Genomic DNA, 22,283 nt, shown 5'->3' with positions numbered 1-22,283 from the left:
TCCCGCCGATGGAGATCGACGATCTGACACCCGCGGAACGCCGCGTCTGGGAAGCGTTCCCGCGCGACGAAGGGGTGGACTTCCGCGAGAGCGACGGCGAGGACGCCGGGGACGGTGCGTCCTGGGGTCACGAACGGACCGTACGCGCCGAGGTGCTGAGGGCGCTGTTGCTCAACGGGCCCTCGCAGGACGGCGAGATCCCCGGCCTCAAGGTGTGGGGCGCCCGCATCACGGGACAGCTGAACCTCAAGTACGGGACGGTCGAACACGGCATACGGCTGCGTTCCTGCTTCTTCGAGCGGGCCCCGGAGCTGTACGGGGCGCAGGTGCGCGCCCTCGTGCTCAGCGACTCGGTTCTGCCGGGCCTCAGTGCGGGGACCCTGCACGCCGACATCGTCCTGCGGCTGACGTGCTGCCGGGCAACGGGTCCGGTGCGGCTGTCGGGGGCGCGGATCTCGGCGCTCTTCGTCAACGGAGCGACGCTGGGTACTGCTCCGGGGGCGGCCGCCACCGGAGATCCGGAACCCGAGCCCCCTGAGGAGCCGGTCCTCCACCTCAACCACGCGGTCGTCGGCACCGACGTCTGGGCCGTCGGCCTCGTGGCGCACGGGCAGATCCGGCTCAACGGGGCCACCGTCGGCGGCCAGGTCAACCTCGACGACGCCGAGCTGCACGCACTCGGAGGCACGGCGCTCCACGCGGAGAACCTGTCGGTGGGCACCGATCTGCGCGCCATGCGGCTGCGCGCCCACGGCCGGGTCAATCTGAGCGGCTCGAGGATCCCCCGTCAGCTCAATCTCGCGTATGCCCGGCTGTCCAACCCCGACGGGCAGGCGCTGCGTGCCAGCAGCTGTGTGATCGGTGAACTGTGGCTGCGCGCGGCCGCCCCGGTCCGGGGCACGCTGAACCTGCGGCGCTCCCAGATCGACCTGTTGCACATACCGCCCGAGGTGTGGCCCGATCGGCTCCGGCTCGACGGCCTCAGCTACGGCAGTCTCGCCCCCCACCTCCCCGCAGAGGAGCGGCTGCCGGTGCTGGAGCGGGAGGAGACCGGCTACGTCCCCTTCGCGTACGAGCAGCTGACCGCCGCGTACCGCACGGCGGGCGACGAGGCCGCCGCACGCACCGTCCAGCTCGCCAAGCTGCGCCGGCACCGCCGCACCCTGCCTCGCTTCGCCAGGTTCTGGGGGCACCTCCAGGACGCGACCGTGGGCTACGGCTTCCGTCCGATGCGCGCCGCAGGATGGCTGCTGGCACTGCTGCTGACCGGCAGCGTGGCGTTCGCCCTGGAGCACCCCCGCCCGCTGAAGCCGGACGAGGCGCCGGACTTCAATCCCGTCTTCTACACGCTCGACCTGCTGCTGCCGATCATCGGCTTCGGACAGGAGGCCGCTTTCGCGCCGCAGGGCGGCTTCCAGTGGCTCTCGTATCTGCTGATCGTCACGGGCTGGATCCTGGCGACGACGACCGCTGCGGGCATCAGCCGCTCCCTGAGCCGCCAGTAGGGCCCTGCCGGGCGGGGAGAGCGTCGGTCCGTCGCCGCGAGGCGGGCGGCTGTGACGGCGGAGCCGTCGTCGGCAGTCGCGTCGTGCGGGCGCCGCCGACCGTGGCAGGGGAGGAGTGCAGCGGCAGCCCGGGGCCGGTGAGGGCCGGCACCCGCAGGAGATGGGCGCTGTCCTGGTCCGTGGCGCTGTCGTCGTCGGCGCTGCGGCCGGTGGGCGGGGAATTCGTCGTCATGCCCCGGCTCCGGCCGGGGGCGGAGGGGCGCCCTCGGTGGCGTACCCGGTGGCGTACTCGGCGGGTACCCGCTCGGACACTCGCCGGATCCGCGGCAGTACCGGTCAGCGGTGGCGGCGGACGACTCCGGCCTCGTCGCCGTACTCCCCGAGGACCACGATGTCGAAGGCCGCGATCGCGAACACCTTCACGGCGTGCAGCGCGTCGCCGAGACGGTGGGCGTGATGGGTGGCGGCACCGGTCGCGGTGGCGCCGCGCACCCGGCTGGTTGCTGGGTGGAAGGTCGCTGTGCTCATGTATCCATGGTGTGCCTTGCGTGCGGGGATCACATCGGCCTCCGGACCGATCCCCGGCCCGGCGCGCCTACGACTTCGGGCATACGGCCTCCCCTACGGGGTGGAGCTTCGCGGACCGGCTGAGTACGACCCCGCCTCGTACCCCGGGCGGAGCCACCCCGCGGAAAACCGTTCGCCCCCGCTCGCCGGGCTGACTAGAATCGCCCGTCTTGCCCGCCTCCCTCCGAGGAGCGCCGCCGTCCGGACGGAAACCGGACGCGCAGCCGTGCCCCACATCCCACGTACCTTCGCCGTACCTTCCGGAGGCAGCACCGTGCCCGCGCACGATCCCCTCGCCCTTGAGCGCGCCCATCTGGCCGCCTCGCGCACCGCCCTCACCGCGATGCGCGAGGACGTCCAGGCCCTCGACATCCGTGACGTGACCGCGAACTGGGTCAACGCCGCCGTCCTCGAGGCCCAGATCGCGGAGCGCATCAAGGCGCTCGCCGATCTCGCCCACACCCCGCTGTTCTTCGGCCGGCTCGACCGTCTGCACACCACGCGGGAGGGGCAGGGCCCGCCGCTGGAGGCGGCCGAGACGACGCTGTACATCGGGCGGCGGCACGTCCACGACGCCGACGGCGATCCGATGGTGATCGACTGGCGTGCGCCGGTCTCACAGCCGTTCTACCGGGCGTCGAAGAAGGACCCGCAGGGCATCGCCCTGCGCCGCCGCTTCGGCTACACGGGCGGCGATCTCACGGCGTACGAGGACGAGCACCTCACCGACCCTTCCGAGGCCGAGCGGACCAGCAAGCTGCTCCAGGCGGAGATCGAACGTCCCCGCGTCGGCCCCATGCGGGACATCGTCGCCACGATCCAGCCCGAGCAGGACGAGATCGTGCGGTCGGGCCTGTCCGGCACGGTGTGCGTCCAGGGTGGCCCCGGCACCGGGAAGACGGCCGTCGGACTGCACCGGGTGGCGTATCTGCTGTACGCGCACCGGGAGCGGCTGGCCCGTACGGGCACCCTGGTCATCGGGCCGAACCGCTCCTTCCTCCACTACATCGAGCAGGTCCTTCCGGCGCTGGGCGAGTTGGAGGTCAAGCAGGCGACGGTCGACGATCTCGTCGCGCAGGTGGAGGTACGCGGCGAGGACAGCGCCGACGCCGCGATCGTCAAGGGCGACGCCCGGATGGCGGAGGTGCTGCGGCGTGCGGTGCGCTCGCACGTCACGATGCCCACGGACGCCCTGATGGTGGTGCGGGGTTCGCGGCGCTGGCGCGTTCCCGCGTACGAACTCGAGGAGATCGTCGGCGAGTTGCAGGAGCGTGACATCCGGTACGGCGCCGCCAGGGACGCCCTTCCGCAGCGCATCGCGCACGCCGTGCTCGTACGGATGGAACAGGCCGGCGAGGCCCCCGACGACCGGGTGCAGGACGCGGTGGCGCGCAACGCGGCGGTGAAGGCGGCAGTCAAGGCGATCTGGCCGGCGGTGGACCCGGCGAAGCTGGTCCTGCGGCTGCTCTCCGACGCGGACTTCCTGGCGGAGCACGCGGACGGCGTCCTGACCGCCGACGAGCAAAAGACGGTCCTCTGGACCAGGCCGCCGCGCTCGGTCCGGGCCGCGCAGTGGTCGTCCGCGGACGCGGTCCTGATCGACGAGGCGAACGACCTGGTCGAGCGCACGCACTCGCTCGGGCACGTGGTGCTGGACGAGGCGCAGGACCTGTCCCCGATGCAGTACCGGGCCGTGGGACGACGCTGCACGACGGGGTCGGCGACCGTGCTCGGTGACCTGGCACAGGGCACCACACCGTGGGCGACGGGCAGCTGGGCGGAGGCGCTGGCCCATCTCGGCAAGCCGGACGCGGCGGTGGAGGAACTGACGGCGGGCTTCCGTGTACCGCGCGAGGTGATCGCGTACGCGTCGCGGCTGCTGCCGCACATGTCGCCGGGACTGGCGGAGGTCCGGTCGGTGCGGGAGTCGCCGGGGTCCCTGGAGATCCGGACGGCCTCCGGTGACGGCGATGTGGTGGCCGCGTGCGTGGAGGCCCTGGGGCACGAGGGCTCCATCGGACTGATCGCGGCCGACGCGCGTGTCCCGGCGCTCGAGGCCGCCCTGGGGGAGGCCGGTCTGTCGTATCTGTCCCCCGGTGAGGAGACGACCGCCGCGTCACGGCTCACTCTGGTGCCGGCGTCCCTCGCGAAGGGCCTTGAACTTGAATACGACTACGTCGTGCTGGACGAGCCCGCGGCGATCGTCGACGCGGAGCCGGACGAACGCACCGGACTTCGCCGTCTGTACGTGGCCCTGACCCGTGCGGTGTCGGGCCTGGCGGTACTGCACGCGGCCCCCTTGCCGACACAGTTGGCCTGAGAGGCGGGCCGGATCCGCCCCGGTCCGGCCGCTCGCCGACGCCCATGTAGTTGAATCGCGCAACAACCGCTATGATCCGGCCATCATTCGATGATTTCGAGTGCACTACTCCACCACTTGCGCACACCCTGGGGGATTGCGTGCGTTTCTTCTCCAAGCGTGCCCTGCGCGGCGCGCTCATGGCCGGTGCCGTCGGAGGGCTGATCGCCACCGCGACCACCGTGCCTGCCCAGGCAGCGAGCGGGTACGACCGCTGCGACTGGGGCAAGCTCTGTGTCTTCAGCGACCCGCTGGGCAAGGGCGAGATGCTGGTCGTCACCGGGAGCAGGCTCACGCTGGGCGCCTGGGACAACCGCATCAGCTCGTTCACGAACAACTCCGGGTCGCCGGTGTGCTTCCACCTCCGTCCCGGGCTCGACCCGTCGGGCGCCACGCACTACTACTCGGGTCCGGTGTCGTTCGACGAGAGCTCGTTCCCGGAGCTCGACAACGCCGTCAGCTCCCTGGACCTGGGCCCCGAGGCGGACGACTTCTGCGGCTCCGAGAGCCGGTTCGCCACCTACCAGTCGGACTACGGGCCGAAGCCCCGGCCCGCCGGGCTGCCGGCCGACGGCGCCTTCGGCGACGCCAACGGCGACGGATACGCGGATCTGTTCACGCGCAACAAGTTCGGCCAGCTGTGGACGTCCCACGTCTACGGCAGCGCGGGCCAGGACCGGCTCGTCGGCTCGGGCTGGAACACCATGACCAAGCTCACCCGTCACGGCGACCACAACGGTGACGGCAAGGAAGACGTCTTCGCCCGCGACACGACCGGGGTGCTGTGGTTCTACCCCGGCAAGGGCGACGGCACCTTCGGCACCCGGGCCAGGGTCGGCTCCGGCTGGAACGCCATGCGCGACCTCGCGGCCGCGGGTGACCTGACCGGCGACGGCAAGGCCGATCTGCTCGCCGCCGACAGCACGGGCGTCCTGTGGACGTACCCGGGCAACGGCAAGGGCGCCTTCGGCACCCGCAAGAAGGTCGGCACGGGCTGGAAGGTCATGAACGAGCTCGTCGGCGCCGGCGACATGAACTCCGACAAGCGGGCCGATCTGGTGGCCCGCGACACCGCCGGGAAGCTGTGGTTCTACCCGGGCAGGGGCAACGGCACCTTCGGTACCCGGAGCCTCATCGGCAACGGCGACTGGAACGGGTTCACCGAGCTCGCCGGGCTCGGCGACGTCACCGGCGACGGACGGCCGGACATCGTCGCGCACGCGCCGGGCATCGCCGCGGTGCGGGCCTACCCCGGGACGGGCGCGGCGAACGGCGGCCTCAGGTCGCCGAGGAAGCTCGCCGCGGCCCAGGCCACCTACCTCGTCTTCTGATTCCCTCACGGCTTCGAAACGGAGCACGATTCATGCTCGGACCCACCCTGGGCCGGCGCGCCCTGGGCACGGCTGCCGCCCTTGCCGCGTCGCTCGCCACGCTCGTCACCGCGGCCCCGCACGCGGCCGCCGCGGACAATTCCGCCCGCTGCCCCTCGGGGAAGTTCTGCGTCTTCTCCGGCGCGGGCTACACGGGCGAGATGGCGACCTTCTCGTCCTCGATGCCCACGCTCGGCACCTGGAACGACAAGATCTCGTCGGTCGTCAACAACAGCAATCTGTGGGCGACGCTGTACATCCAGCCCAACTACGGCACCTCGCCGGACTTCGTCGTCGTCACCCCGAAGAACGGCCCCGTCGACCTCGGCAACGGCTCCTTCGACAACCGGTTCGACAACAAGATCAGCTCCATGCGGGTCACCACGACCGAGTACGAGGCCTTCCAGGGCGTCCCGTGGATGGACTGGTACCAGCAGCCCGAGAGCAAGCGGCCGGACTCCCTGCCCGCCGTGGCCCGGTTCGGCGACCTGAACAACGACGGCGTCGCCGATCTCCTGGAGCGCGCGAACGACGGCCGGCTGTGGTTCCTGTCGGGCATCGGCAACGCCGACGGCGTCACCAAGGGGAAGCTCGTCGGCAGCGGCTGGAACGCCATGACCCAGCTGGTGCGCCACGGCGACTACAACGGTGACGCCAAGGAGGACCTCTTCGCCCGCGACACCAGCGGGGTGCTGTGGTTCTACCCCGGCAAGGGCGACGGCACCTTCGGCACCCGGGCCAGGGTCGGCTCCGGCTGGAACACCATGCGGGAGATCACCGCGATCGGCGACGCCACCGGCGACGGCCGCCGCGACCTGGTCGCCCGCGACACCGCGGGAACGCTGTGGACGTACCCGGGCAACGGCAAGGGCGCCTTCGGCACCCGCCAGAAGGTCGGTCCCGGCTGGAACGGCATGAACCGGCTGGTCTCCCCCGGCGACCTCACCGGCGACGGCAAGGCCGACCTGGTGGCCCGTGACGGATCGCGCGCGCTCTGGCTCTACTCCGGCAGGGGCAACGGCACGTTCGGCGCCCGCAAGAAGCTGTCGTACGCCTGGCCCTCGGACCAGCCGGTCATGGCCACCGGTGATGTGAACGGCGACGGCCGTTCCGACCTCCTGCGGCCCATCGACTACCAGCTGTTCGTCTACCACGGCAACGGCAGCGGCGGTATCGGCGGCCCGAACGCGGACATGCTCTGGGACACCGCGCCGAACGTGCGCGTCTTCTGACGCGACGCCGGGCGGTTGCGGCACCCTCGGGACCCAGCTCCCGAGGGTGCCGTCCGTCATTCCCGTCATCCCCGGCGGCCCAGGCCCGACAGGCCCCGCCGTGACGGCACAGCCGACGGGACATCCGACGCACCGCACCGCACCGCGGCAACACCGATCCGGCCCAGGGGCGGGTGCCGTTGACGCCTGTTGTGTGAACCACTCACCAGGCGGCAGGCGCCGCAACGCTGCCGGGGCGGGGCCGTGCACCGGTGGGCCCTTCGGGGGTCCCCCGGAGGACGCACACACCGGCCACCCACCCCGTGCCGGGCACAGCGCGCCACCCGGACCCCGGACCCCGGACGCTACGCGTCCAGCGCCTCGCGCCATTCCCTCACCGCCGAGCGGTCGACCGGCGCCGACCACCCACCCGGCCGGGCCGCACCGCCGATGTGGAAGGCGTCGACGCCCGCGGCGCGCAGCGCGGGCAGGTGGTCCAGGCGGAGCCCGCCGCCGGCCATGATCTGCGCCTGGTACCCGGGGTCCTCCCGCCTCGCCGCCTCCGCGAGGAGGACCGGCAGGCCGTCGTCCACGCCCGCCGCCGAGCCGGCGGTGAGGTACGTGTCGAGTCCGGGAACGTCCGCGAGCTGCTTGCGCAGGGCATCGCGGTCGGCCGCGCGGTCGATCGCCCGGTGGAACGTCCACCGGCAGCCCTCGATCTCGGCGATGAGCCGCTCGACGGTGACGAGGTCCGGGTTGCCGTGGGCATCGAGGAAGCCCAGGACGAATTCGTCCGCGCCCGCCGCCCTCAGTTCCGCCGCGGCCCTGACCAGCGCGTCCACGTCGCCCGCCGCGAAGCCGTCGGTGAGCCGCAGCATCACCCGCAGCGGGATTCCCACGGCCGCGCGGACGGCCGCGAAGGTCTCCTCGGACGGCGTGAGGCCGTCCGCCGCCATGTCGGTGACGAGCTCCAGGCGGTCGGCGCCTCCGGACTCCGCGGCGACCGCGTCCCGGACGTCGAGGGCGATCACCTCCAGGACTGCGCGGTTGCTCATGGCCCCATCCCTCCGGCACAAATAGGTCTAGTCCAATAATGGGGCCAGCCTAATGCGCATGCATGGTGAATGCAGCAGTCGGGACCGCACCTACCCGCGCAACCCGGCCTCAGCCGCCTGGACCGCCGCTCCCGGCCGGCCCGCCGCCGCCCTTCTCCTGCTCCGGAGCGGCCTCGGGCGCCTCGCCCCCGCTGTGGGTCGAGTAGGGCTTCAGGTTGTACGGCAGCAGCCGCCCACCGTCGTCGGGGAAGCTGTCCTCGTCCGGCTCACGCACCTCTTCGATGTGCGCCTGACGGCCGGGGGGCTTCGGCTGCTCCTCGGGCCTCGGCGCCCTCTCGGCGGCCCGTCGGCGGCCGTCCCACCACATCGCGCCTGCGAGCAGGGCGATGAGGAAGATTCCGAGGATGAACGGAGCGAAGTTGACCCCCGACGCCAGGTCGGTGACCGGACCGCTCCGGACGATCATCAAGGAATTCATGGCGTCTGCCTCCGCATGTCGCAACGGCGCACAACCCTGAGGCTCCCATTATCGTCCGATACGCACAAAAGGGACGTCTTCGAGAACGGCGACGGCGCCGCCCGGCCGCCAGGGCCAGGGCGTGCTCCGGGCCCTCCCCCTCGTACGCGCCGGGCACCCCGAATGCCTCCCGTACGTCTCCGGCGTGCACCCGTTCGCCGAGCGCGATCGCGTCCAGCCGCCCGTGCCCGGCAGCCGCCATGACGGGCCCGGCCCCGGTCATCCCGCGCTCCGCTGCAGCTCGTCGACGACGTCGCTGTGGGAGCAGCCGGCCCGCTCCGCGATGTCCCGGCCGGGGCAGGCCGTACGCATCGCGAAGTCGTCGTCGGGACGAGCACGCAGCAGCGGGATCAACGTGTCGCGTTCGGCGTGCAGCAGGAGTCCGGGGAGTTCGGGGTCACGGAAATCGGTCATGCCCGCCACCCGACCGGCTCCCGCCCCCAGGGACAATGGGCCGCATGGCCGACACCAGGGACCTCCGCAACCGTTGGTACGCCGCACTGCTCGCCGTCCGCGAGGACCCGGGCTCCCCCGACCCGTCCGACTACGCCGACAATCTGCTGGCCCGCTGGTCGGAGCCGCAGCGTCGCTATCACACCGTCGACCACCTCGCCGCGGTGCTCGGCCACATCGACACGCTCGAGCCGTACGCGGACAACGCCGACCTGGTCCGTCTCGCCGCCTGGTTCCACGACGCCGTCTACCTCCCCGAGCGCTCGGAGAACGAGGAGCGCAGCGCCCGTCTCGCCGAGAGGGCACTGCCGGAGGCCGGGCTGACCCCGAAGGACACGGACGAGGTCGCCCGTCTCGTCCGCCTCACCGAGACCCATGCCGCCCAGGACGGGGACGGCAACGGCACGGTCCTGTGCGACGCGGACCTGGCGATCCTCGCGTCGCCGCCCGACACCTACGCCTCCTACACCGCCGCGGTCCGCGAGGAGTACGGCTTCGTCCCCGACGACGCCTTCCGTGCCGGACGCGCCGCCGTACTGCGGCAGCTCCTCGGCCTGCCTCGCCTGTTCCGCACCCCGTACGGGGAACAGCGGTGGGAGGCCCCGGCGCGCCGCAACCTCTCGGCGGAGCTGGAGGGCCTGGAGCGCCCGTAACGCCCGGTCCGGCATGCGGACAGGTGTCCCGCACGGGAATGACAGGCACAATCCCGCTGTTGGCGACTGTCATGCCCGTGGACTCAGCCGCAGTACCCCGCCCCCGTATGCCACTCGCCGTCTACATCCTGGGCATCTCCGTCTTCGCCCTCGGCACCAGTGAGTTCATGCTGTCCGGACTGCTGCCGCCGATCGCCGAGGACATGGGCGTGTCGATTCCGCGGGCCGGGCTGCTCATATCCGCGTTCGCGATCGGCATGGTCGTGGGCGCGCCGCTGCTCGCCGTGGCCACACTGCGGCTTCCCCGCCGGGCCACGCTCATCACGCTGATCACCGTCTTCGGTCTCGGCCAGGTCGCGGGCGCCCTCGCGCCGACGTACGAGGTGCTCTTCGCGTCCCGTGTCATGAGCGCGCTCGCCTGCGCCGGCTTCTGGGCGGTGGGCGCGGCGGTGGCGATGGCGATGGTGCCGGTGAGCTCCCGGGCCCGCGCCATGGCGGTGATGCTCGGCGGCCTGTCGATCGCGAACGTGCTCGGCGTACCGGCCGGCGCGTTCCTCGGCGATCACCTGGGCTGGCGATCCGCGTTCTGGGCGGTGGGGGCCGCGTCCGCGCTCGCCCTGGTCGGCGTCGTGACCCGGATCCCGCGGATTCCCCTCCCGGAGGAGAAGCCGCAACTGCGGCGTGAGCTGGGCGTCTACCGCAACCGTCAGCTCTGGCTGACCGTCGCGGTCATCGCGCTCGCGGGGGGCGGCGTCTTCTGCGCGTTCTCGTACTTCGCCCCACTGATCACGGACACCGCGGGCCTGAGCGACGGCTGGGTGCCGGCGGTACTGGCGCTCTTCGGGATCGGGGCGCTGGCCGGCACGGCGATCGGCGGGCGGTTCGCCGACGCGCACCTCTTCGGCGTGATGGCCGGCGGCGTCACCGCGGCCACCGTGCTCCTGGGTGCGGTGGCGCTGTTCGCCGAGGTGCCCGCCCTGGTGGTGGGGCTGTCGTTCCTGCTCGGCATGGCGTCCTTCTGCTCGGCCCCGGCACTGAACGCCCGTATGTTCAACGTCGCGGGCGCCGCGCCGACGCTGGCCGGAGCCACGACCACGGCCGCGTTCAACCTCGGCAACACGACCGGGCCCTGGCTCGGCGGCACGGTCATCGACGCGGGGTTCGGCTTCGCCTCGACGGCGTGGGCGGGCGCGGCGATGAGTGTCGTCGCCCTGGCTCTGATCCCGGTCTCGCTGCGCCTGCACCGCCGGGAGGCAGAGATGTCGCCCGGCTCGAGGGACCTCGTGGTCGCGAAGGCGGCCGTGAGGCCGGAACCGGCGGCCGAGGCCTGCTGAACCGCACCCGGGGCGGGCGCGGTGACCGCCGTCAGCCGCGCTTGCGGCGGCGGAGCCCCGCCTCCGTGATCCGGCGTACGAGCTCCTTGGAACCGATCTCCACGGCGCCCGCGCGCACGGCGTCGGCGTACCGGTGCGAGGGAACGTCGTAATGGTCCCGTTCGAAGGCACGGGGCGGGCAGCCGATCGACGCCGCGAAGGTGTGCAGTTCGTCGAACGAGACATCACTGACCATGTGGGACCACATACGGCCGTGGCCAGGCCAGTTCGGCGGGTCGATGTAAACCGTCACGACAGCCCGCCGACGGGGGCCACCACGACTCCCGCCTTGCCGCACACCCAGTGCGGGTCCGGGCCCAACTCCGGCTCCACGTCGAGTGCGTGGGGTTCGCCCGAGCTGCAGACCGGGCACAGCGGCCAGCGGCCGTACCGTTCCAGGAGCGCGTCCTGCACGTCCTGCGCGAGCAGTCCGGACACAAAGGCGGCGCCTTCCGGCCACTGCTCGACCCACCAACGGCGTTGTGCGACCGCTTCCTCCACGAGCGAGACGACCTCGGCGTGGGCCACATCGCGGGCCGCGAGGTCGGCGAGCACGAGGGCACGGGCGGCGTGCAGCGCCTGCTCCAGCGGATCGACGTCGTTCATGAAGTCATTGTCACCCCGGCCGGTACGGATGGGACGGACAGGGGGTTGACGGCACAACCTCACCGAAAATATCTTTCAACAGTGACCAATGAGGTGAAGGAAATTTTCATCGACTCTCAGGGCGGTCCCGCCACCACGGGCGGCGGCACCCCGCCCGCGCCCGCCGCGCTCGCGGCCAAGGTCCGCACGCTCGCCCCCTCCATGACCCGCTCCATGCAACGGGTCGCCGTGGCCGTCGCCGGCGACCCGGCAGGCTGCGCGGCCCTCACGGTCACCGGACTCGCCGAGCTCACCGGCACCAGCGAGGCCACGGTCGTCCGGACCGCCCGCCTCCTCGGCTACCCCGGCTACCGCGATCTGCGGCTCGCGCTCGCGGGTCTCGCCGCGCAGCAGCAGTCCGGCCGCGCCCCGGCCGTCACCGCCGACATCGCGGTGGACGACCCGATAGCCGATGTCGTCGCCAAGCTCGCCCATGACGAGCAGCAGACCCTCGCGGACACCGCGGCCGGTCTGGACACCGTTCAGCTCGGCGCCGCGGTCGGCGCGCTCTCGGCCGCACGCCGTATCGACATATACGGCGTGGGCGCATCGGGCCTCGTCGCCCAGGACCTCGCCCAGAAGCTCCTGCGTATCGGGCTGATCGCCCACGCCCACAGCGACCCGCATCTCGCCGTCACCAACGCCGTGCAGCTGCGGTCCGGCGACGTGGCGATAGCCATCAGCCACTCCGGTTCGACCGGCGACATCATCGAGCCGTTGCGCGTGGCCTTCGACCACGGTGCCACGACCGTCGCGATCACCGGCCGCCCGGACGGCCCGGTGTCCCAGTACGCGGACCACGTCCTCACCACCTCCACGGCACGCGAGAGCGAACTGCGGCCCGCCGCGATGTCCTCGCGCACGAGCCAGCTCCTCGTCGTCGACTGCCTGTTCATCGGTGTCGCGCAGCGTACGTACGAGACGGCCGCCCCCGCGCTGTCCGCCTCGTACGAGGCCCTCGCGCACCGCCATTCGCCACGCGCCCGCTGACGCCGACCGCGAACCGTCGAAAGAGCCGCGCACCCATGACCTCCACGCACGACGCGCAGGACCACTCCGGGCTCCGTGCCCAGCTGGCCGCCCTCACCACCGAGGCGTTCCGCCCCGAGCTCGCCGAGATCGACCGGCTGCCCACCGTCGACATCGCCCGGATCATGAACGGCGAGGACAGCTCCGTCCCCGGTGCCGTCGCCGCCCAGCTCCCCCTCATCGCCGCCGCGATCGACGCGACGGCGGAGCGGATGGCCCGCGGCGGCCGGCTGATCTACGCGGGCGCGGGTACGGCCGGCCGGCTCGGCGTGCTGGACGCCAGCGAGTGCCCGCCCACCTTCAACACCGGCCCGGACGAGGTCGTCGGCCTGATCGCGGGCGGCCCCACGGCGCTGGTGCACGCCGTCGAGGGCGCCGAGGACTCACGGGAGCTCGCGGCACAGGACCTGGACGGCGTCGGCCTCACCGCCGACGACACCGTGGTCGGCATCTCCGCCTCCGGCCGCACACCGTACGCGGTCGGCGCCGTAGAACACGCCCGCGCCGTGGGCGCGTTGACCGTCGGCCTGTCCTGCAACCCGGAAAGCGAGCTGGCCGCGGCCGCCGAGCACGGCATCGAGGTGGTCGTCGGGCCGGAACTCCTCACCGGCTCCACCCGGTTGAAGGCGGGCACGGCCCAGAAGCTGGTCCTCAACATGATCTCGACCATCACGATGATCCGACTCGGCAAGACGTACGGCAACCTGATGGTCGACGTCCGCGCCTCCAACGAGAAGCTGCACGCGCGCTCCCGGCGGATCGTGTCCCTGGCGACCGGCGCCCCGGACGAGGCGATCGAGGCGGCCCTGACCGCGGCGGAGGGCGAGGTGAAGACGGCGATCCTCATGCTCCTCGCCGACCTCGACGCCCCGACGGCCGTCGCCCGCCTCGACAAAGCGAAGGGCCACCTCCGCGAGGCGCTGCTCGACTAGGGTCGGTCCGCGGCCGGCCGCCATCCCCGAGCGGCACGCATCGCGGTCCGGCCCCCCAGCACTCCGACCACCACCACCGCCACCAGGGCACATCCGCTCATCGCGGCGCCGAGCACACCATGAGTGAGCCGTGGAGCCGGTCGGAACCGGGCCGGGAAGCGACGGCCCGAACGCGCAGATCCGTCCCGTACCCACTGACGGATCTCCTGCACGCGCCGGTCGTCACTGGTGACCGCCTCCGGCGCGGTGGGGCACCCGAGGTCCATCGATCGCAATGCGGCGCAGGAACCGCGCAGCAGCGGGCTCGGTTGCCGTACGCGCACCCCCGGCCTCATCGCCCACGAATTCCGGACACATGGCCTGCAGCGAGGTGACCGGAAGGAAGCGCCCGGGCGCCGTGTCGCGGGCCGCGCACGGGCGCGAGGGCTACGCCCCTCCAGCCGCCCGTTCCGCGATCGCCACCCGCCCCTTGCGGATCGTCGCCACCCTCGGTGCCCGCTGCGCCAGCGCCGAGTCATGGGTGACCATCACAAAGGTCAGCCCGTTCTCCTCCCACAGCCCTTCCAGCAGCTCCATGATCTCGTCCCGCATGGACTCGTCCAGATTCCCGGTCGGCTCGTCGGCCAGCAGCACCGCGGGCCGCTTCACCAACGCCCGTGCGATCGCGACGCGTTGCTGCTGCCCGCCCGAGAGCTCACCCGGCAGATGCCCCCGGCGCTCCCGGAGCCCCACCGATTCCAGAGCCTCCCCCGCGCGCTCGCGGCGCTCCGCGGCCCTGAGACCGAGCGGCACGAGCGCGGTCTCGACGTTCTCCTGAGCGGTGAGGGTCGGGACGAGGTTGAAGCTCTGGAAGACGAAGCCGATCTTCTCGGCCCGCACCCGCGTCAGCCGCGCCTCCGGCAGGGTCGCCAGATCGACCCCGTCCAGTACGACGGACCCGTTCGTGGGGCGGTCCAGGCCGCCCAGCATCTGGAGCAGTGTGGACTTTCCGCCGCCGGTCGGTCCCTGGATCACCAGTCGTCCGCCGTCCTCGATGGTGAGATCGACACCGTCGAGCGCCTGAACGGTGTCCTTGCCACGCCGGTAGCGCTTGGTGACGCCTGTGAGTTCGTACATCGTGATTCAACTCCTGCTGTACATATGCACGTTGGCCAGTGGTTCTTTCGGGCTACTCGACACGCCTCAACGCGTCCGCGGGCCGCAGCCGCGAGGCACGCCACCCGCCGAACCCGCCCGCGATCAGCCCACCGGTCACCGCGAGCGCCACGGCGAGGCCGACGGTGGTGAGGGAGACGGGGGCGGTGAGCGCGACGTCGAGCGCCCGCGACGCGCCCTCACGGACGGCCCCGCCAGGACCGCCCGGCCCGCCGGAACCCGCGAGCATCGGGCCGCCCGTGCCCTGACCGCCCCCGGTCCCGGCTCCGCCACCCAGCTGCGCCGTCAGCGTCGGGCTGAAGGCCGTGACGGCCCACGCCCCGGCCAGCCCGAGCCCGATCCCCAGCGCCCCGCCGATCAGACCGTTGACGAGCGCCTCACCCGCCACCTGCCCGGTGACCCGGCGGCTCCGCCACCCCAGCGCCTTCAGGGTGCCGAACTCCCGCACCCGCCGGCTCACCGCCGACGAGGTCAGGAGTCCGCCGACCAGGAACGCCGCCGCCAGTACCACGATCGACAACCACTTGCCGACGCCCGTCGCCAGGTCGGAAGCGGTGGAGAGCGATCCGGAGACGGTCTCTGCGAGATCGGCCGAGGTCGTGACCGTCGTACCGGAGATGTTCTTCCGGATGGTCTCCCTGACTTCGCCGATCCGCTGCGAGTCGGTCGCCCTCACATAGACGGTCGTGACCTTGTCCTTCGCGTCGGCGAGGGTCCCCGCCTGCGCCAGCGGCAGATAGACATCGGCGGCCGCGTCCCCGCTGTCGGCCGTCGCCACCCCGATGACGGCGAACTTCGTCCCGGAGACGGTCAGCGTCCCGCCGACCCGCAGCTTCTGCTCCTTGGCGTACGCACTGTCGACGACGGCCACCTCGGCCGAGGTCTCGCTCGCCTTGAACGTACGCCCCGAAGTGATCTTCGACGACGTCAGCGGTCCGAGCCCCTGATGGGCGACGTCCGTCCCGTACACGGAGTACGAGTCGACGTCGAACTCCGCCCCGCCGCCCCGTACCTCACCGGTCGAAGGACCGCCCCGCCCCTGCGCGGGCGGCCCCTGCTGGAACTCCCCCCGCTTGAACTGCCCGTCGACCTTCATCACGCGTACGTTCAGCCCACCGACGGCATCCGCGACCCCGTCCTGCCTGCCCACCTGCGCGACGGTCGAGGCGGCCAGTGTCTCGAAGCCCTGGACCATGACGATGTCCTGGCTCTGCTCGGCGTCGTCGTCACCGTCCTTGGCGTCGAACTCGAACCGTGGCCGCCGCGCCGTCTCCCCCTCACCGGGCGGGGCGGCGGCCTTGGTGACGGTCATGTCGGTGCCGAGCCCGTACAGCGACTCGAGCACCTTGCCCTGCGCCTGACTCATCCCGGCCGAGACCGAGTTGACGACGATGACCAGCGCGATTCCGAGGGCGAGCCCCGAGGCGACGACGAGCGCCGCCTTCCTGCGGCGGCGCAGTTCGCGCCTGAGGTAGGTGAAGAACATGGCGCGAAGCTATGGACGCCGCCTGATGATGGGTTAAGCCCTGGATGAGAGACGCGTGAGTGTTTCTGCGGGCACGGTGGGCGGGGTCCGCTCCGCCCACCGATCCACGGCGGTCCGAGGACACCGGCTCCGAGGTCCGGTACCGCATCGCGCGGCTGCGCCGAGCATTGCACGCAATGTCGAGGAGTCGTGCACTCCATGCACAGCTCTGTCCCTCGCGGGGGGCTTAGGTTTCGTGTCGCGGACGAGAACGCCACAGTAGTCGGACTCCGATACAGCCCGCATTCTCAATCAAACCAAAAGTGCTAGGAATATTGATGCGCAAATTCACAACAGTGTTGACGGCTCTTCTCTTCTCACTGTCCCTGGGCATGCTGAACGCGGGTACCGCAAAGGCGGTCGACTACGGATACTGGAGCACGTTGGACAACGGCTACTATCTGGGAGCCCCCCTCTGCGCTACTCCCGAGGGCAACAGCACCGCGAATGGGGCGATCATTACCCAATGGAGATGTACCGGTAGCGAACTTCAGCAGTGGATGATTAGGTCCGACAACCGAATTGTGCACAAGTCGAGCGGCAAGTGCCTGACGCCGAGCGGCGATGCGAGCGGTACCAACGGCGCAGTGTTGACGCTGTGGACCTGCAACAGCAGCGCCGCATCTCAGCTGTTCGTCGTGGGGAACAGCCACACCTTTACGCAGCATGGTGGTAAGTGCATCACTCCCAAGGGCAACTCCTGGGCCAACGGCGCCTACCTCACTCTCTGGACCTGCGCAGAGCCCGCGCCGCCTGTGCAGCGGTGGCACTGACAGCCTTGTGAGCTGGGGCGGGTGGGGAGGGTGCACACCCCGAATGTGCTCCCGAACGGTGAGAGTCCGTCCTGGCGGTGGTCAGGCGGCGCCGCCGGCCGCTCAATGTCGCGAAGTCGCACTGGAGTACCAGCCCGGCTGTGAGCCGACGAGGACGGTCGCGTACAGCTCGTCGCACATGGCCACGCGCGCCACCAACCCACTGTCGGACAACGCCTCGACGGCCCGGGGCGCCTGCCGCTCGCTCGTCTCGAACAGCAGGAGGCCGCCGGGCGCCAGCCATTCACCGGCTTCCGCGGTCACGCGACGCAGTACGTCCAGCCCGTCCGCGCCCCCGTCGAGAGCGACGAGCGGTTCGTGCACCCGCGCCTCGGCGGGAAGCAGCCCGACCTCCTCCGTGGGTACGTACGGCACGTTCGCGGCCAGGATGTCCATGCGCCCCCGAAGCGCGGCGGGCAGCGGGGCGAACAGGTCCCCCTCGTACACCCGCCCACCGGCGGGAGCCACATTGCGCCGGGCGCACCGCACCGCCGCCGGGTCCACGTCGGCGGCGTACAGCTCGACGGCGCCGGCCAGCTCCGCGGCCAGAGCGGCGCCCACCGCCCCCGTTCCACAGCACAGGTCGACGACCACGGACGCATCCGGACGGGCGTCGAGGGCCTGTTGCACCAGGAACTCGGTACGGCGGCGAGGCACGAAGACGCCGGTGTCCACGGAGATCCGCAGACCACGGAACTCGGCCCAGCCGAGGACGTGTTCAAGGGGATGACCGTCGACGCGCCGGTCCACCATGGCGGACAGCTCGGCGGGGGTGCGAGCGGTGGAGAGGAGCAGTTCCGCCTCGTCCTCGGCGAATACACAGCCTGCGGTGCGGAGCCGGCCGACGACGGCGGCGACGGCGGGAAGATCAAGCGGAAGATCGGAAGGGAGAACCACGGGAGCCTTTCGGAATACCGAGCGGGGCTCCCTCAGCCACCTACGACGGCGTGGAGGCGAGCACCCGGCCTGCAACAGCGGTAATGGGTCTCACCTCCCGGTCCTGGTTCTGCTGGAGACGTCACCCTACCCGAGCGGCACCCTCCTCGGCGCGGCTACTCGTGCACGTTGTGCTGCCGACCGCCGACGGCTGCCCGTTCACGGCAACCGCCCCTCCTTGTTCCGCTCCCTGACCCGCGCCCGCAGCACCTCACCCCGAGGCGCCGGCCGCAGCGCCTCGGGCGGGCAGTCCCACTCCCGCCCGCCGCCCGGCGGGCGTAGCTGTACGTAAGGGCCCTCGTGCCCCATCACGCGCCCGATGCGCCCGTCGCGCGAGTCGATCGCGTACTCCCCGGCCCCCGGGTTCACCGGCGCGCCTCATGGAGGACGGCCGCGAGCCGCAGCGCCGTGTCCAGGTTGCAGCGCCCCAGGTCGACCAGGGGGTACGTCGCGGACTCGCTCATGAGCGACACGGGATCCACCCGCAGGGACGGCAGGGTCACCCCTGTCGAGTCCAGCTCGGTCCGCAGCTGGGCCACGACCTCTTCCGCGGCACGCAGCCGCTCCGCCGATCGCACCGACGCCATCAGGCACCTCCACTCTGAGTATTCGCGTTCTGTACACAGAGTGGTCACGGGAGGGTTAGCCTGACCAGTGTCGACGGCCCAACAACCCCACGTGCGTGACACGGAGTTGACATGCCAGGACCGAAGGATCTAGACCCGTCCACGTCTCCCAGGGCCCTTCTCGGCGCGGAGCTGCGCCATGCCCGCGAGAAGGCCGGCCTCAGCCAGCGCGAGCTGGGCGAACCGCTCTTCGTGAGCGCGTCGTTCATCGGCCAGCTGGAGGCGGGTACGCGCCGGATGCAGCACGACATCGCGTGCAGGATCGACGAAATACTCGGTACGAACGGCTTCTTCGAGCGCAACTGCAAGGCGGCGAACAAGTCGAAGTACCCGGATCACTTCGCCGAGGCGGCGGAGGCGGAAGCGATCGCCACGACGATCAAGGAGTACGCGCCGCTGCTGATCCCGGGCCTGTTGCAGACGGAGGCGTATGCGCGCGCTGTCTTCCGCGCGTACCAGCCGGTCGCGGCGGAGTCGGTGATCGACGACCTGGTCGACGCGAGGCTGGAGCGGGCGCGCCTGCTCGACGATCCAACAAAGCCGCTGTTGTGGGCCGTGCTGGACGAGGCGGTGCTGCGCCGGAAGGTCGGCGACGAGGTGGTGATGGCGGAGGCGCTGGGGCACATCGGGGCGATGATGCGCCGGCATCGGGTGATCGTGCAGGTGCTGCCGTTCGAGGCGGGCGCGCACATGGCCCTAGAAGGGGCGCTCAAGCTGATGGCCTTCACGGACGCACCCCCACTCGCCTACCTCCAGGGCTTGGGCACAGGGCAGTTGGAGGATGACCCGGCCACGGTCGCCCGCCACGAACTGACCTACGATTTGGTCGCGGCGAGCGCATGGTCACCGCAGGAATCCCTGGCCCTGATCGAATCGGTGGCGGAGGATTACGCCCATGAAGAGCCATAGCCCTGAGTACGAACTGAGCACCGCGATCTGGCACAAGTCCAGCTACAGCGGCGGCAGCGGCGGCGACTGCATCGAGGTCGCCACCTGGCGCAAGTCCACCTACAGCGACGGCAGTGGCGGCGACTGCCTCGAAGTCGCCGATCACCACGCCGGCGTCGTCCCCGTCCGCGACTCCAAGAACCCCGACGGCCCGAAGCTCGTGTTCCGGGCCGCCGCCTGGTCCGCGTTCGTCGCGGACGTCAGGAACGGCTAGGCGCGCCCGCGGCCGGGGCCGCTTCCCTTCGGAAGCAGCTCCGCGCCCGCCGTAAGGATCGCCTCGGCCTCCTCCGGCACCAGCGTGTCCTCGATGAAGACGACGGCCCGGCGCAGCGCGCCGCCGGTCTGGTACGGGAAGTCCGTGCCCAGCATGAGCTGGTCCGCGCCGTACGACTCGGCCGCCGCACGCAGCGCGGCCTCATGGCCGTGGGCGACGGTGTCGTAATACATCGCACGTGCGGCGACGGTCGGCATCTCGATGACGTCCGGCGCCTCCCACTGGACGTGCTCGTCGGCGCGGGGCAGCAGCATGGGCAGGGCGCCACCGAGGTGGGAGTGGACGATGCGCAGCCGTGGGAAGCGGCTGGGGATGCCTTCGAGGATGAGGTGCATCGCGCAGATGGTGTCCTCGACCGGAGCGCCGACCATCCACCGCATCCGGTTCTCGGCGATGAGCGGCGATCCGGCGTCCTGGCCCGCCGGGTGGATGCTCAGCACCGCGCCCCGGTGGTCCAACTCCTCGAAGATCGGCCGGAAGGCCGGGTCCCCGAGGCTGCGGCCGAGCACCGACGTGGTCAGCCCGGCCCCCACCATCCCGAGCTCGTCGAGTGCCCGCGCCAGTTCCTCCAGCGAGGCGTCCAGATGCGGCAGGGGCAGCGCGGCGAAGGCCGAGAAGCGTGTCGGCCACTTCCGTACGACCTCCGCGTAGAGGTCGTTGGCCTCCCGGGCGGCCGTCACCGACTGCTTCTCGGCCGGGAAGCAGGGGGTCTGCGGGGAGACGGACAGGATCTGGTGGTCGATGCCGGCGGCGTCGTTCATCGAGAACCGGGCGTCGAGCTCCGCCGGGCTGTCGCCCGCTCCCAGGCCCCGCTGTGTCGCGGTGTCCTCACGCCCGTAGGACTCCAGGAGGCGGAGATAGCCTTCGCTCCACAGGTGGGCGTGCACATCGGTCCGCATCATTTCCAGCTTCGTGCCGGTCCTGTGCGGTGTCCACCGGAGCCCCCGGCACCACCGTCCGCCTCCTGCCCGCCTCCTGCCCGCCCGACCGCTTAAAGGCTCAGGGCATCCTCCGCGTTGCCCAGCCATGCGGTCACGGACTCCTTGGACGACACGTAGAAGCCGGGCGTGCTCGCGGTGAGCGGCTCCTGGTCCCGGGCGGTGCCGGTGTCCATGGTCATCGCGATGGACCCGACGGTCTTGCCCTTGCCGTCGTTGGCGCCGCCCATCAGCCCTGCGTAGGCCGACTCGCCCGGCTTGAGGGTGAGGACGGCGCCGGGATGCGTCTCCTCGCGCTGCGTCGCCTGACCGTCCAGGTCGCCGAAGGTCACGATCGGGTAGTTCAGGGCCTTGCAGGCCTTGCTGCTCTTGTTGGTGACCTTCAGCAGGTAGCTGCTCGTGGCCTTGTCGGCCACGTCCGCGGTGAACGTCAACTCGGCCGTGGTGCAGGGATGGACGGCCTTGTCGTCCTTGGACGAGGAGCCGCCGCTCGTGCCGCTGCCGCCCGTGCCTCCGGTCTTTCCGCCGGAGCTGCTGCCCTTGCCTCCCGCCGACGAACCGCCGGACGACGAACCGCCGGAGGTGGACGAACCGCCGGAGGTGGACGAACCGCCGGACGACGAGGAGCCGCCGCCCGACGACCCCGCGCCCGCCGAACTCGCCGGGCTCGCGGTCGACTTGCCGGGGCCGCTCGACCGGTCGTCGCTGCCGCCGGCGGGCTCACAGGCGGTCAAGGCCAGTGCGGATACGGCGGCGAGAACGACGGCGGCTCTGCGAACGGTAAGACGGGTGTGGTTGCTCATCTGTGGTCCCCCGAGTGAGAAGCGCGAGTGCGCTGTTGAGAGCATCAGCGTCCCGCAGGACCTTCACAGGTTGGTGACGGAGCCTTGCCGAAACCACTACGGAAACCGGCCGCTCCGGGGTCGCATGAGTACCGGCCCGCCCGTCCCGCTCCCCGCCGCCGTTGCCATCACCCTCGGCACCGAGAAGCTCAAGGACCACGCCCACTGAGGTCTGATCTGAGCCAGTGCCGATCAGAATCGGACTCACGGGGGCAGGCGGGGACGAACTGCGCTGAGATGTCCCGATACCGCAGTCGTGGACACCGCAGTCGTGGATGCCGCCGTCGCGGATTCCGCAGCCGCCCGATCGGCGTTCCGGGACTCCGCAGCCGGCAGCATCCGTCCGGGAGGCAGCCATGGAAGGCATCACCGCCGCAGTCTCGTTGGAGTCCGACCTAGGGTCCGGCGCCGCCGTTCCCTGCCAGTGCCGGACCTCGCGCCTCGACGCCCCGCCGGGGTCGCCCGAGGAGCGGTTCCGGGGGCTGCTGGAGGCCGCGCCGGACGCCATGGTCATCGTCGACGACGCCGGAAGCATCCGCCTCGTCAACGCCCAGACCG

At 71.4% G+C, this 22,283-nt stretch carries 25 protein-coding genes and 1 pseudogene; 12 read left to right on the top strand and 14 right to left on the bottom strand.

Going from position 1 to position 22,283, the window contains the following annotated elements:
- Positions 1 to 8: 8 nt before the first annotated feature.
- Complete coding sequence (locus ACFU5O_RS33280; protein ID WP_384246090.1) at positions 9 to 1,505, top strand: membrane-associated oxidoreductase; 1,497 nt, start codon at positions 9 to 11, stop codon at positions 1,503 to 1,505.
- On the opposite strand, the gene ACFU5O_RS33275 is transcribed toward ACFU5O_RS33280, so the two are convergent.
- Positions 1,480 to 1,737 carry a hypothetical protein gene (locus ACFU5O_RS33275; RefSeq protein WP_384246089.1) on the bottom strand — a complete coding sequence of 86 codons (258 nt, stop codon included), beginning with the start codon at positions 1,735 to 1,737 and terminating at the stop codon, positions 1,480 to 1,482. The genes ACFU5O_RS33280 and ACFU5O_RS33275 overlap by 26 nt on opposite strands.
- A gap of 104 nt (positions 1,738 to 1,841) precedes the next feature.
- Positions 1,842 to 2,033 (bottom strand): hypothetical protein, encoded by a 192-nt coding sequence (locus ACFU5O_RS33270; protein WP_384246088.1) that lies wholly within the window; start codon positions 2,031 to 2,033, stop codon positions 1,842 to 1,844.
- Positions 2,034 to 2,415: 382 nt separating this feature from the next.
- On the opposite strand from ACFU5O_RS33270, the gene ACFU5O_RS33265 reads away from it, so the two are divergent.
- The 3 genes from ACFU5O_RS33265 to ACFU5O_RS33255 all read left to right on the top strand — a co-directional run bounded on the left by ACFU5O_RS33265 (position 2,416) and on the right by ACFU5O_RS33255 (position 7,033).
- On the top strand, positions 2,416 to 4,392 hold the full coding sequence (locus ACFU5O_RS33265) for a HelD family protein (protein ID WP_384246107.1): 1,977 nt from the start codon (positions 2,416 to 2,418) through the stop codon (positions 4,390 to 4,392).
- A gap of 140 nt (positions 4,393 to 4,532) precedes the next feature.
- Positions 4,533 to 5,762, top strand: a complete 1,230-nt coding sequence (locus tag ACFU5O_RS33260) for an FG-GAP-like repeat-containing protein (RefSeq protein WP_384246086.1) — start codon at positions 4,533 to 4,535, stop codon at positions 5,760 to 5,762.
- 32 nt (positions 5,763 to 5,794) lie between these two features.
- Positions 5,795 to 7,033, top strand: coding sequence for an FG-GAP-like repeat-containing protein (locus ACFU5O_RS33255; RefSeq protein ID WP_384246085.1), 1,239 nt, complete (start codon positions 5,795 to 5,797; stop codon positions 7,031 to 7,033).
- A gap of 344 nt (positions 7,034 to 7,377) precedes the next feature.
- On the opposite strand, the gene ACFU5O_RS33250 is transcribed toward ACFU5O_RS33255, so the two are convergent.
- The 3 genes and pseudogenes from ACFU5O_RS33250 to ACFU5O_RS33240 form a co-directional block, all read right to left on the bottom strand.
- A complete protein-coding gene (locus ACFU5O_RS33250; protein WP_384246083.1) occupies positions 7,378 to 8,067 on the bottom strand; it encodes a copper homeostasis protein CutC in 690 nt (229 codons plus the stop codon).
- Positions 8,068 to 8,176: 109 nt separating this feature from the next.
- Entirely contained in the window at positions 8,177 to 8,545 is a 369-nt protein-coding gene (locus ACFU5O_RS33245) for a DUF6479 family protein (RefSeq protein ID WP_384246081.1), read from the bottom strand.
- An 85-nt stretch (positions 8,546 to 8,630) separates the two neighbouring features.
- Positions 8,631 to 8,998 (bottom strand): annotated as a pseudogene (locus tag ACFU5O_RS33240) (hypothetical protein); the annotation flags it as partial.
- A gap of 44 nt (positions 8,999 to 9,042) precedes the next feature.
- Between ACFU5O_RS33240 and ACFU5O_RS33235 the strand changes: the two are divergent.
- A complete protein-coding gene (locus tag ACFU5O_RS33235; protein WP_384246080.1) occupies positions 9,043 to 9,690 on the top strand; it encodes a hypothetical protein in 648 nt (215 codons plus the stop codon).
- A 107-nt stretch (positions 9,691 to 9,797) separates the two neighbouring features.
- A complete protein-coding gene (locus tag ACFU5O_RS33230; RefSeq protein WP_384246106.1) occupies positions 9,798 to 11,024 on the top strand; it encodes a Cmx/CmrA family chloramphenicol efflux MFS transporter in 1,227 nt (408 codons plus the stop codon).
- A gap of 31 nt (positions 11,025 to 11,055) precedes the next feature.
- Here ACFU5O_RS33230 and ACFU5O_RS33225 read toward each other — a convergent pair whose 3' ends face one another.
- The gene (locus tag ACFU5O_RS33225) at positions 11,056 to 11,316 is read right to left on the bottom strand and encodes a DUF4031 domain-containing protein (protein ID WP_384246079.1); all 261 of its coding nucleotides are present in this window, start codon (positions 11,314 to 11,316) and stop codon (positions 11,056 to 11,058) included.
- Positions 11,313 to 11,669: a hypothetical protein gene (locus ACFU5O_RS33220; protein ID WP_384246077.1), complete on the bottom strand. Its 357-nt coding sequence runs from the start codon at positions 11,667 to 11,669 to the stop codon at positions 11,313 to 11,315. Before ACFU5O_RS33220 ends, ACFU5O_RS33225 begins: the two co-directional genes overlap by 4 nt.
- Before the next feature lie 81 nt (positions 11,670 to 11,750).
- On the opposite strand from ACFU5O_RS33220, the gene ACFU5O_RS33215 reads away from it, so the two are divergent.
- Together ACFU5O_RS33215 and murQ are read left to right on the top strand one after the other, a co-directional pair.
- Positions 11,751 to 12,698, top strand: a complete 948-nt coding sequence (locus ACFU5O_RS33215) for a MurR/RpiR family transcriptional regulator (RefSeq protein WP_384246076.1) — start codon at positions 11,751 to 11,753, stop codon at positions 12,696 to 12,698.
- Between the two features lie 35 nt (positions 12,699 to 12,733).
- Positions 12,734 to 13,669: an N-acetylmuramic acid 6-phosphate etherase gene (murQ, locus tag ACFU5O_RS33210; RefSeq protein ID WP_384246075.1), complete on the top strand. Its 936-nt coding sequence runs from the start codon at positions 12,734 to 12,736 to the stop codon at positions 13,667 to 13,669.
- A 426-nt stretch (positions 13,670 to 14,095) separates the two neighbouring features.
- Here the strand turns inward: murQ and ACFU5O_RS33205 are convergent, their stop codons facing one another.
- Both ACFU5O_RS33205 and ACFU5O_RS33200 read right to left on the bottom strand, forming a co-directional pair.
- Positions 14,096 to 14,785, bottom strand: a complete 690-nt coding sequence (locus ACFU5O_RS33205) for an ABC transporter ATP-binding protein (RefSeq protein ID WP_384246073.1) — start codon at positions 14,783 to 14,785, stop codon at positions 14,096 to 14,098.
- A 52-nt stretch (positions 14,786 to 14,837) separates the two neighbouring features.
- Positions 14,838 to 16,310, bottom strand: coding sequence for an ABC transporter permease (locus ACFU5O_RS33200; RefSeq protein WP_384246072.1), 1,473 nt, complete (start codon positions 16,308 to 16,310; stop codon positions 14,838 to 14,840).
- A 317-nt stretch (positions 16,311 to 16,627) separates the two neighbouring features.
- Here ACFU5O_RS33200 and ACFU5O_RS33195 point away from each other — a divergent pair, with 317 nt between their 5' ends.
- Positions 16,628 to 17,122, top strand: coding sequence for an RICIN domain-containing protein (locus tag ACFU5O_RS33195; RefSeq protein WP_384246071.1), 495 nt, complete (start codon positions 16,628 to 16,630; stop codon positions 17,120 to 17,122).
- 102 nt (positions 17,123 to 17,224) lie between these two features.
- Here ACFU5O_RS33195 and ACFU5O_RS33190 read toward each other — a convergent pair whose 3' ends face one another.
- From ACFU5O_RS33190 to ACFU5O_RS33180, 3 genes are all read right to left on the bottom strand, one after another.
- Positions 17,225 to 18,058, bottom strand: coding sequence for a putative protein N(5)-glutamine methyltransferase (locus ACFU5O_RS33190; protein WP_384246069.1), 834 nt, complete (start codon positions 18,056 to 18,058; stop codon positions 17,225 to 17,227).
- A gap of 198 nt (positions 18,059 to 18,256) precedes the next feature.
- Entirely contained in the window at positions 18,257 to 18,466 is a 210-nt protein-coding gene (locus ACFU5O_RS33185) for a hypothetical protein (protein WP_384246108.1), read from the bottom strand.
- Positions 18,463 to 18,684, bottom strand: a complete 222-nt coding sequence (locus ACFU5O_RS33180; RefSeq protein WP_384246068.1) for a hypothetical protein — start codon at positions 18,682 to 18,684, stop codon at positions 18,463 to 18,465. Before ACFU5O_RS33180 ends, ACFU5O_RS33185 begins: the two co-directional genes overlap by 4 nt.
- A gap of 111 nt (positions 18,685 to 18,795) precedes the next feature.
- Here ACFU5O_RS33180 and ACFU5O_RS33175 point away from each other — a divergent pair, with 111 nt between their 5' ends.
- Together ACFU5O_RS33175 and ACFU5O_RS33170 are read left to right on the top strand one after the other, a co-directional pair.
- Complete coding sequence (locus ACFU5O_RS33175; RefSeq protein WP_384246066.1) at positions 18,796 to 19,632, top strand: Scr1 family TA system antitoxin-like transcriptional regulator; 837 nt, start codon at positions 18,796 to 18,798, stop codon at positions 19,630 to 19,632.
- Positions 19,619 to 19,885 (top strand): DUF397 domain-containing protein, encoded by a 267-nt coding sequence (locus ACFU5O_RS33170; RefSeq protein WP_384246065.1) that lies wholly within the window; start codon positions 19,619 to 19,621, stop codon positions 19,883 to 19,885. The genes ACFU5O_RS33175 and ACFU5O_RS33170 overlap by 14 nt, the downstream gene beginning before the upstream one ends.
- Here the strand turns inward: ACFU5O_RS33170 and ACFU5O_RS33165 are convergent.
- The gene (locus ACFU5O_RS33165) at positions 19,882 to 20,847 is read right to left on the bottom strand and encodes an amidohydrolase family protein (RefSeq protein ID WP_384246063.1); all 966 of its coding nucleotides are present in this window, start codon (positions 20,845 to 20,847) and stop codon (positions 19,882 to 19,884) included. The two genes, ACFU5O_RS33170 and ACFU5O_RS33165, sit on opposite strands and share 4 nt — an antisense overlap.
- Positions 20,848 to 20,936: 89 nt before the next feature.
- Entirely contained in the window at positions 20,937 to 21,686 is a 750-nt protein-coding gene (locus ACFU5O_RS33160; RefSeq protein ID WP_384246062.1) for a DUF4232 domain-containing protein, read from the bottom strand.
- Between the two features lie 395 nt (positions 21,687 to 22,081).
- Here ACFU5O_RS33160 and ACFU5O_RS33155 point away from each other — a divergent pair.
- A partial coding sequence (locus tag ACFU5O_RS33155) for a PAS domain-containing protein (protein WP_384246060.1) occupies positions 22,082 to 22,283 on the top strand: 202 nt, incomplete at its 3' end.

This window comes from Streptomyces sp. NPDC057445 (assembly GCF_042802855.1).
In the GTDB taxonomy this organism is placed as follows: Bacteria; Actinomycetota; Actinomycetes; order Streptomycetales; family Streptomycetaceae; genus Streptomyces.
This window is presented reverse-complemented; position numbering and strand designations above follow the sequence as displayed.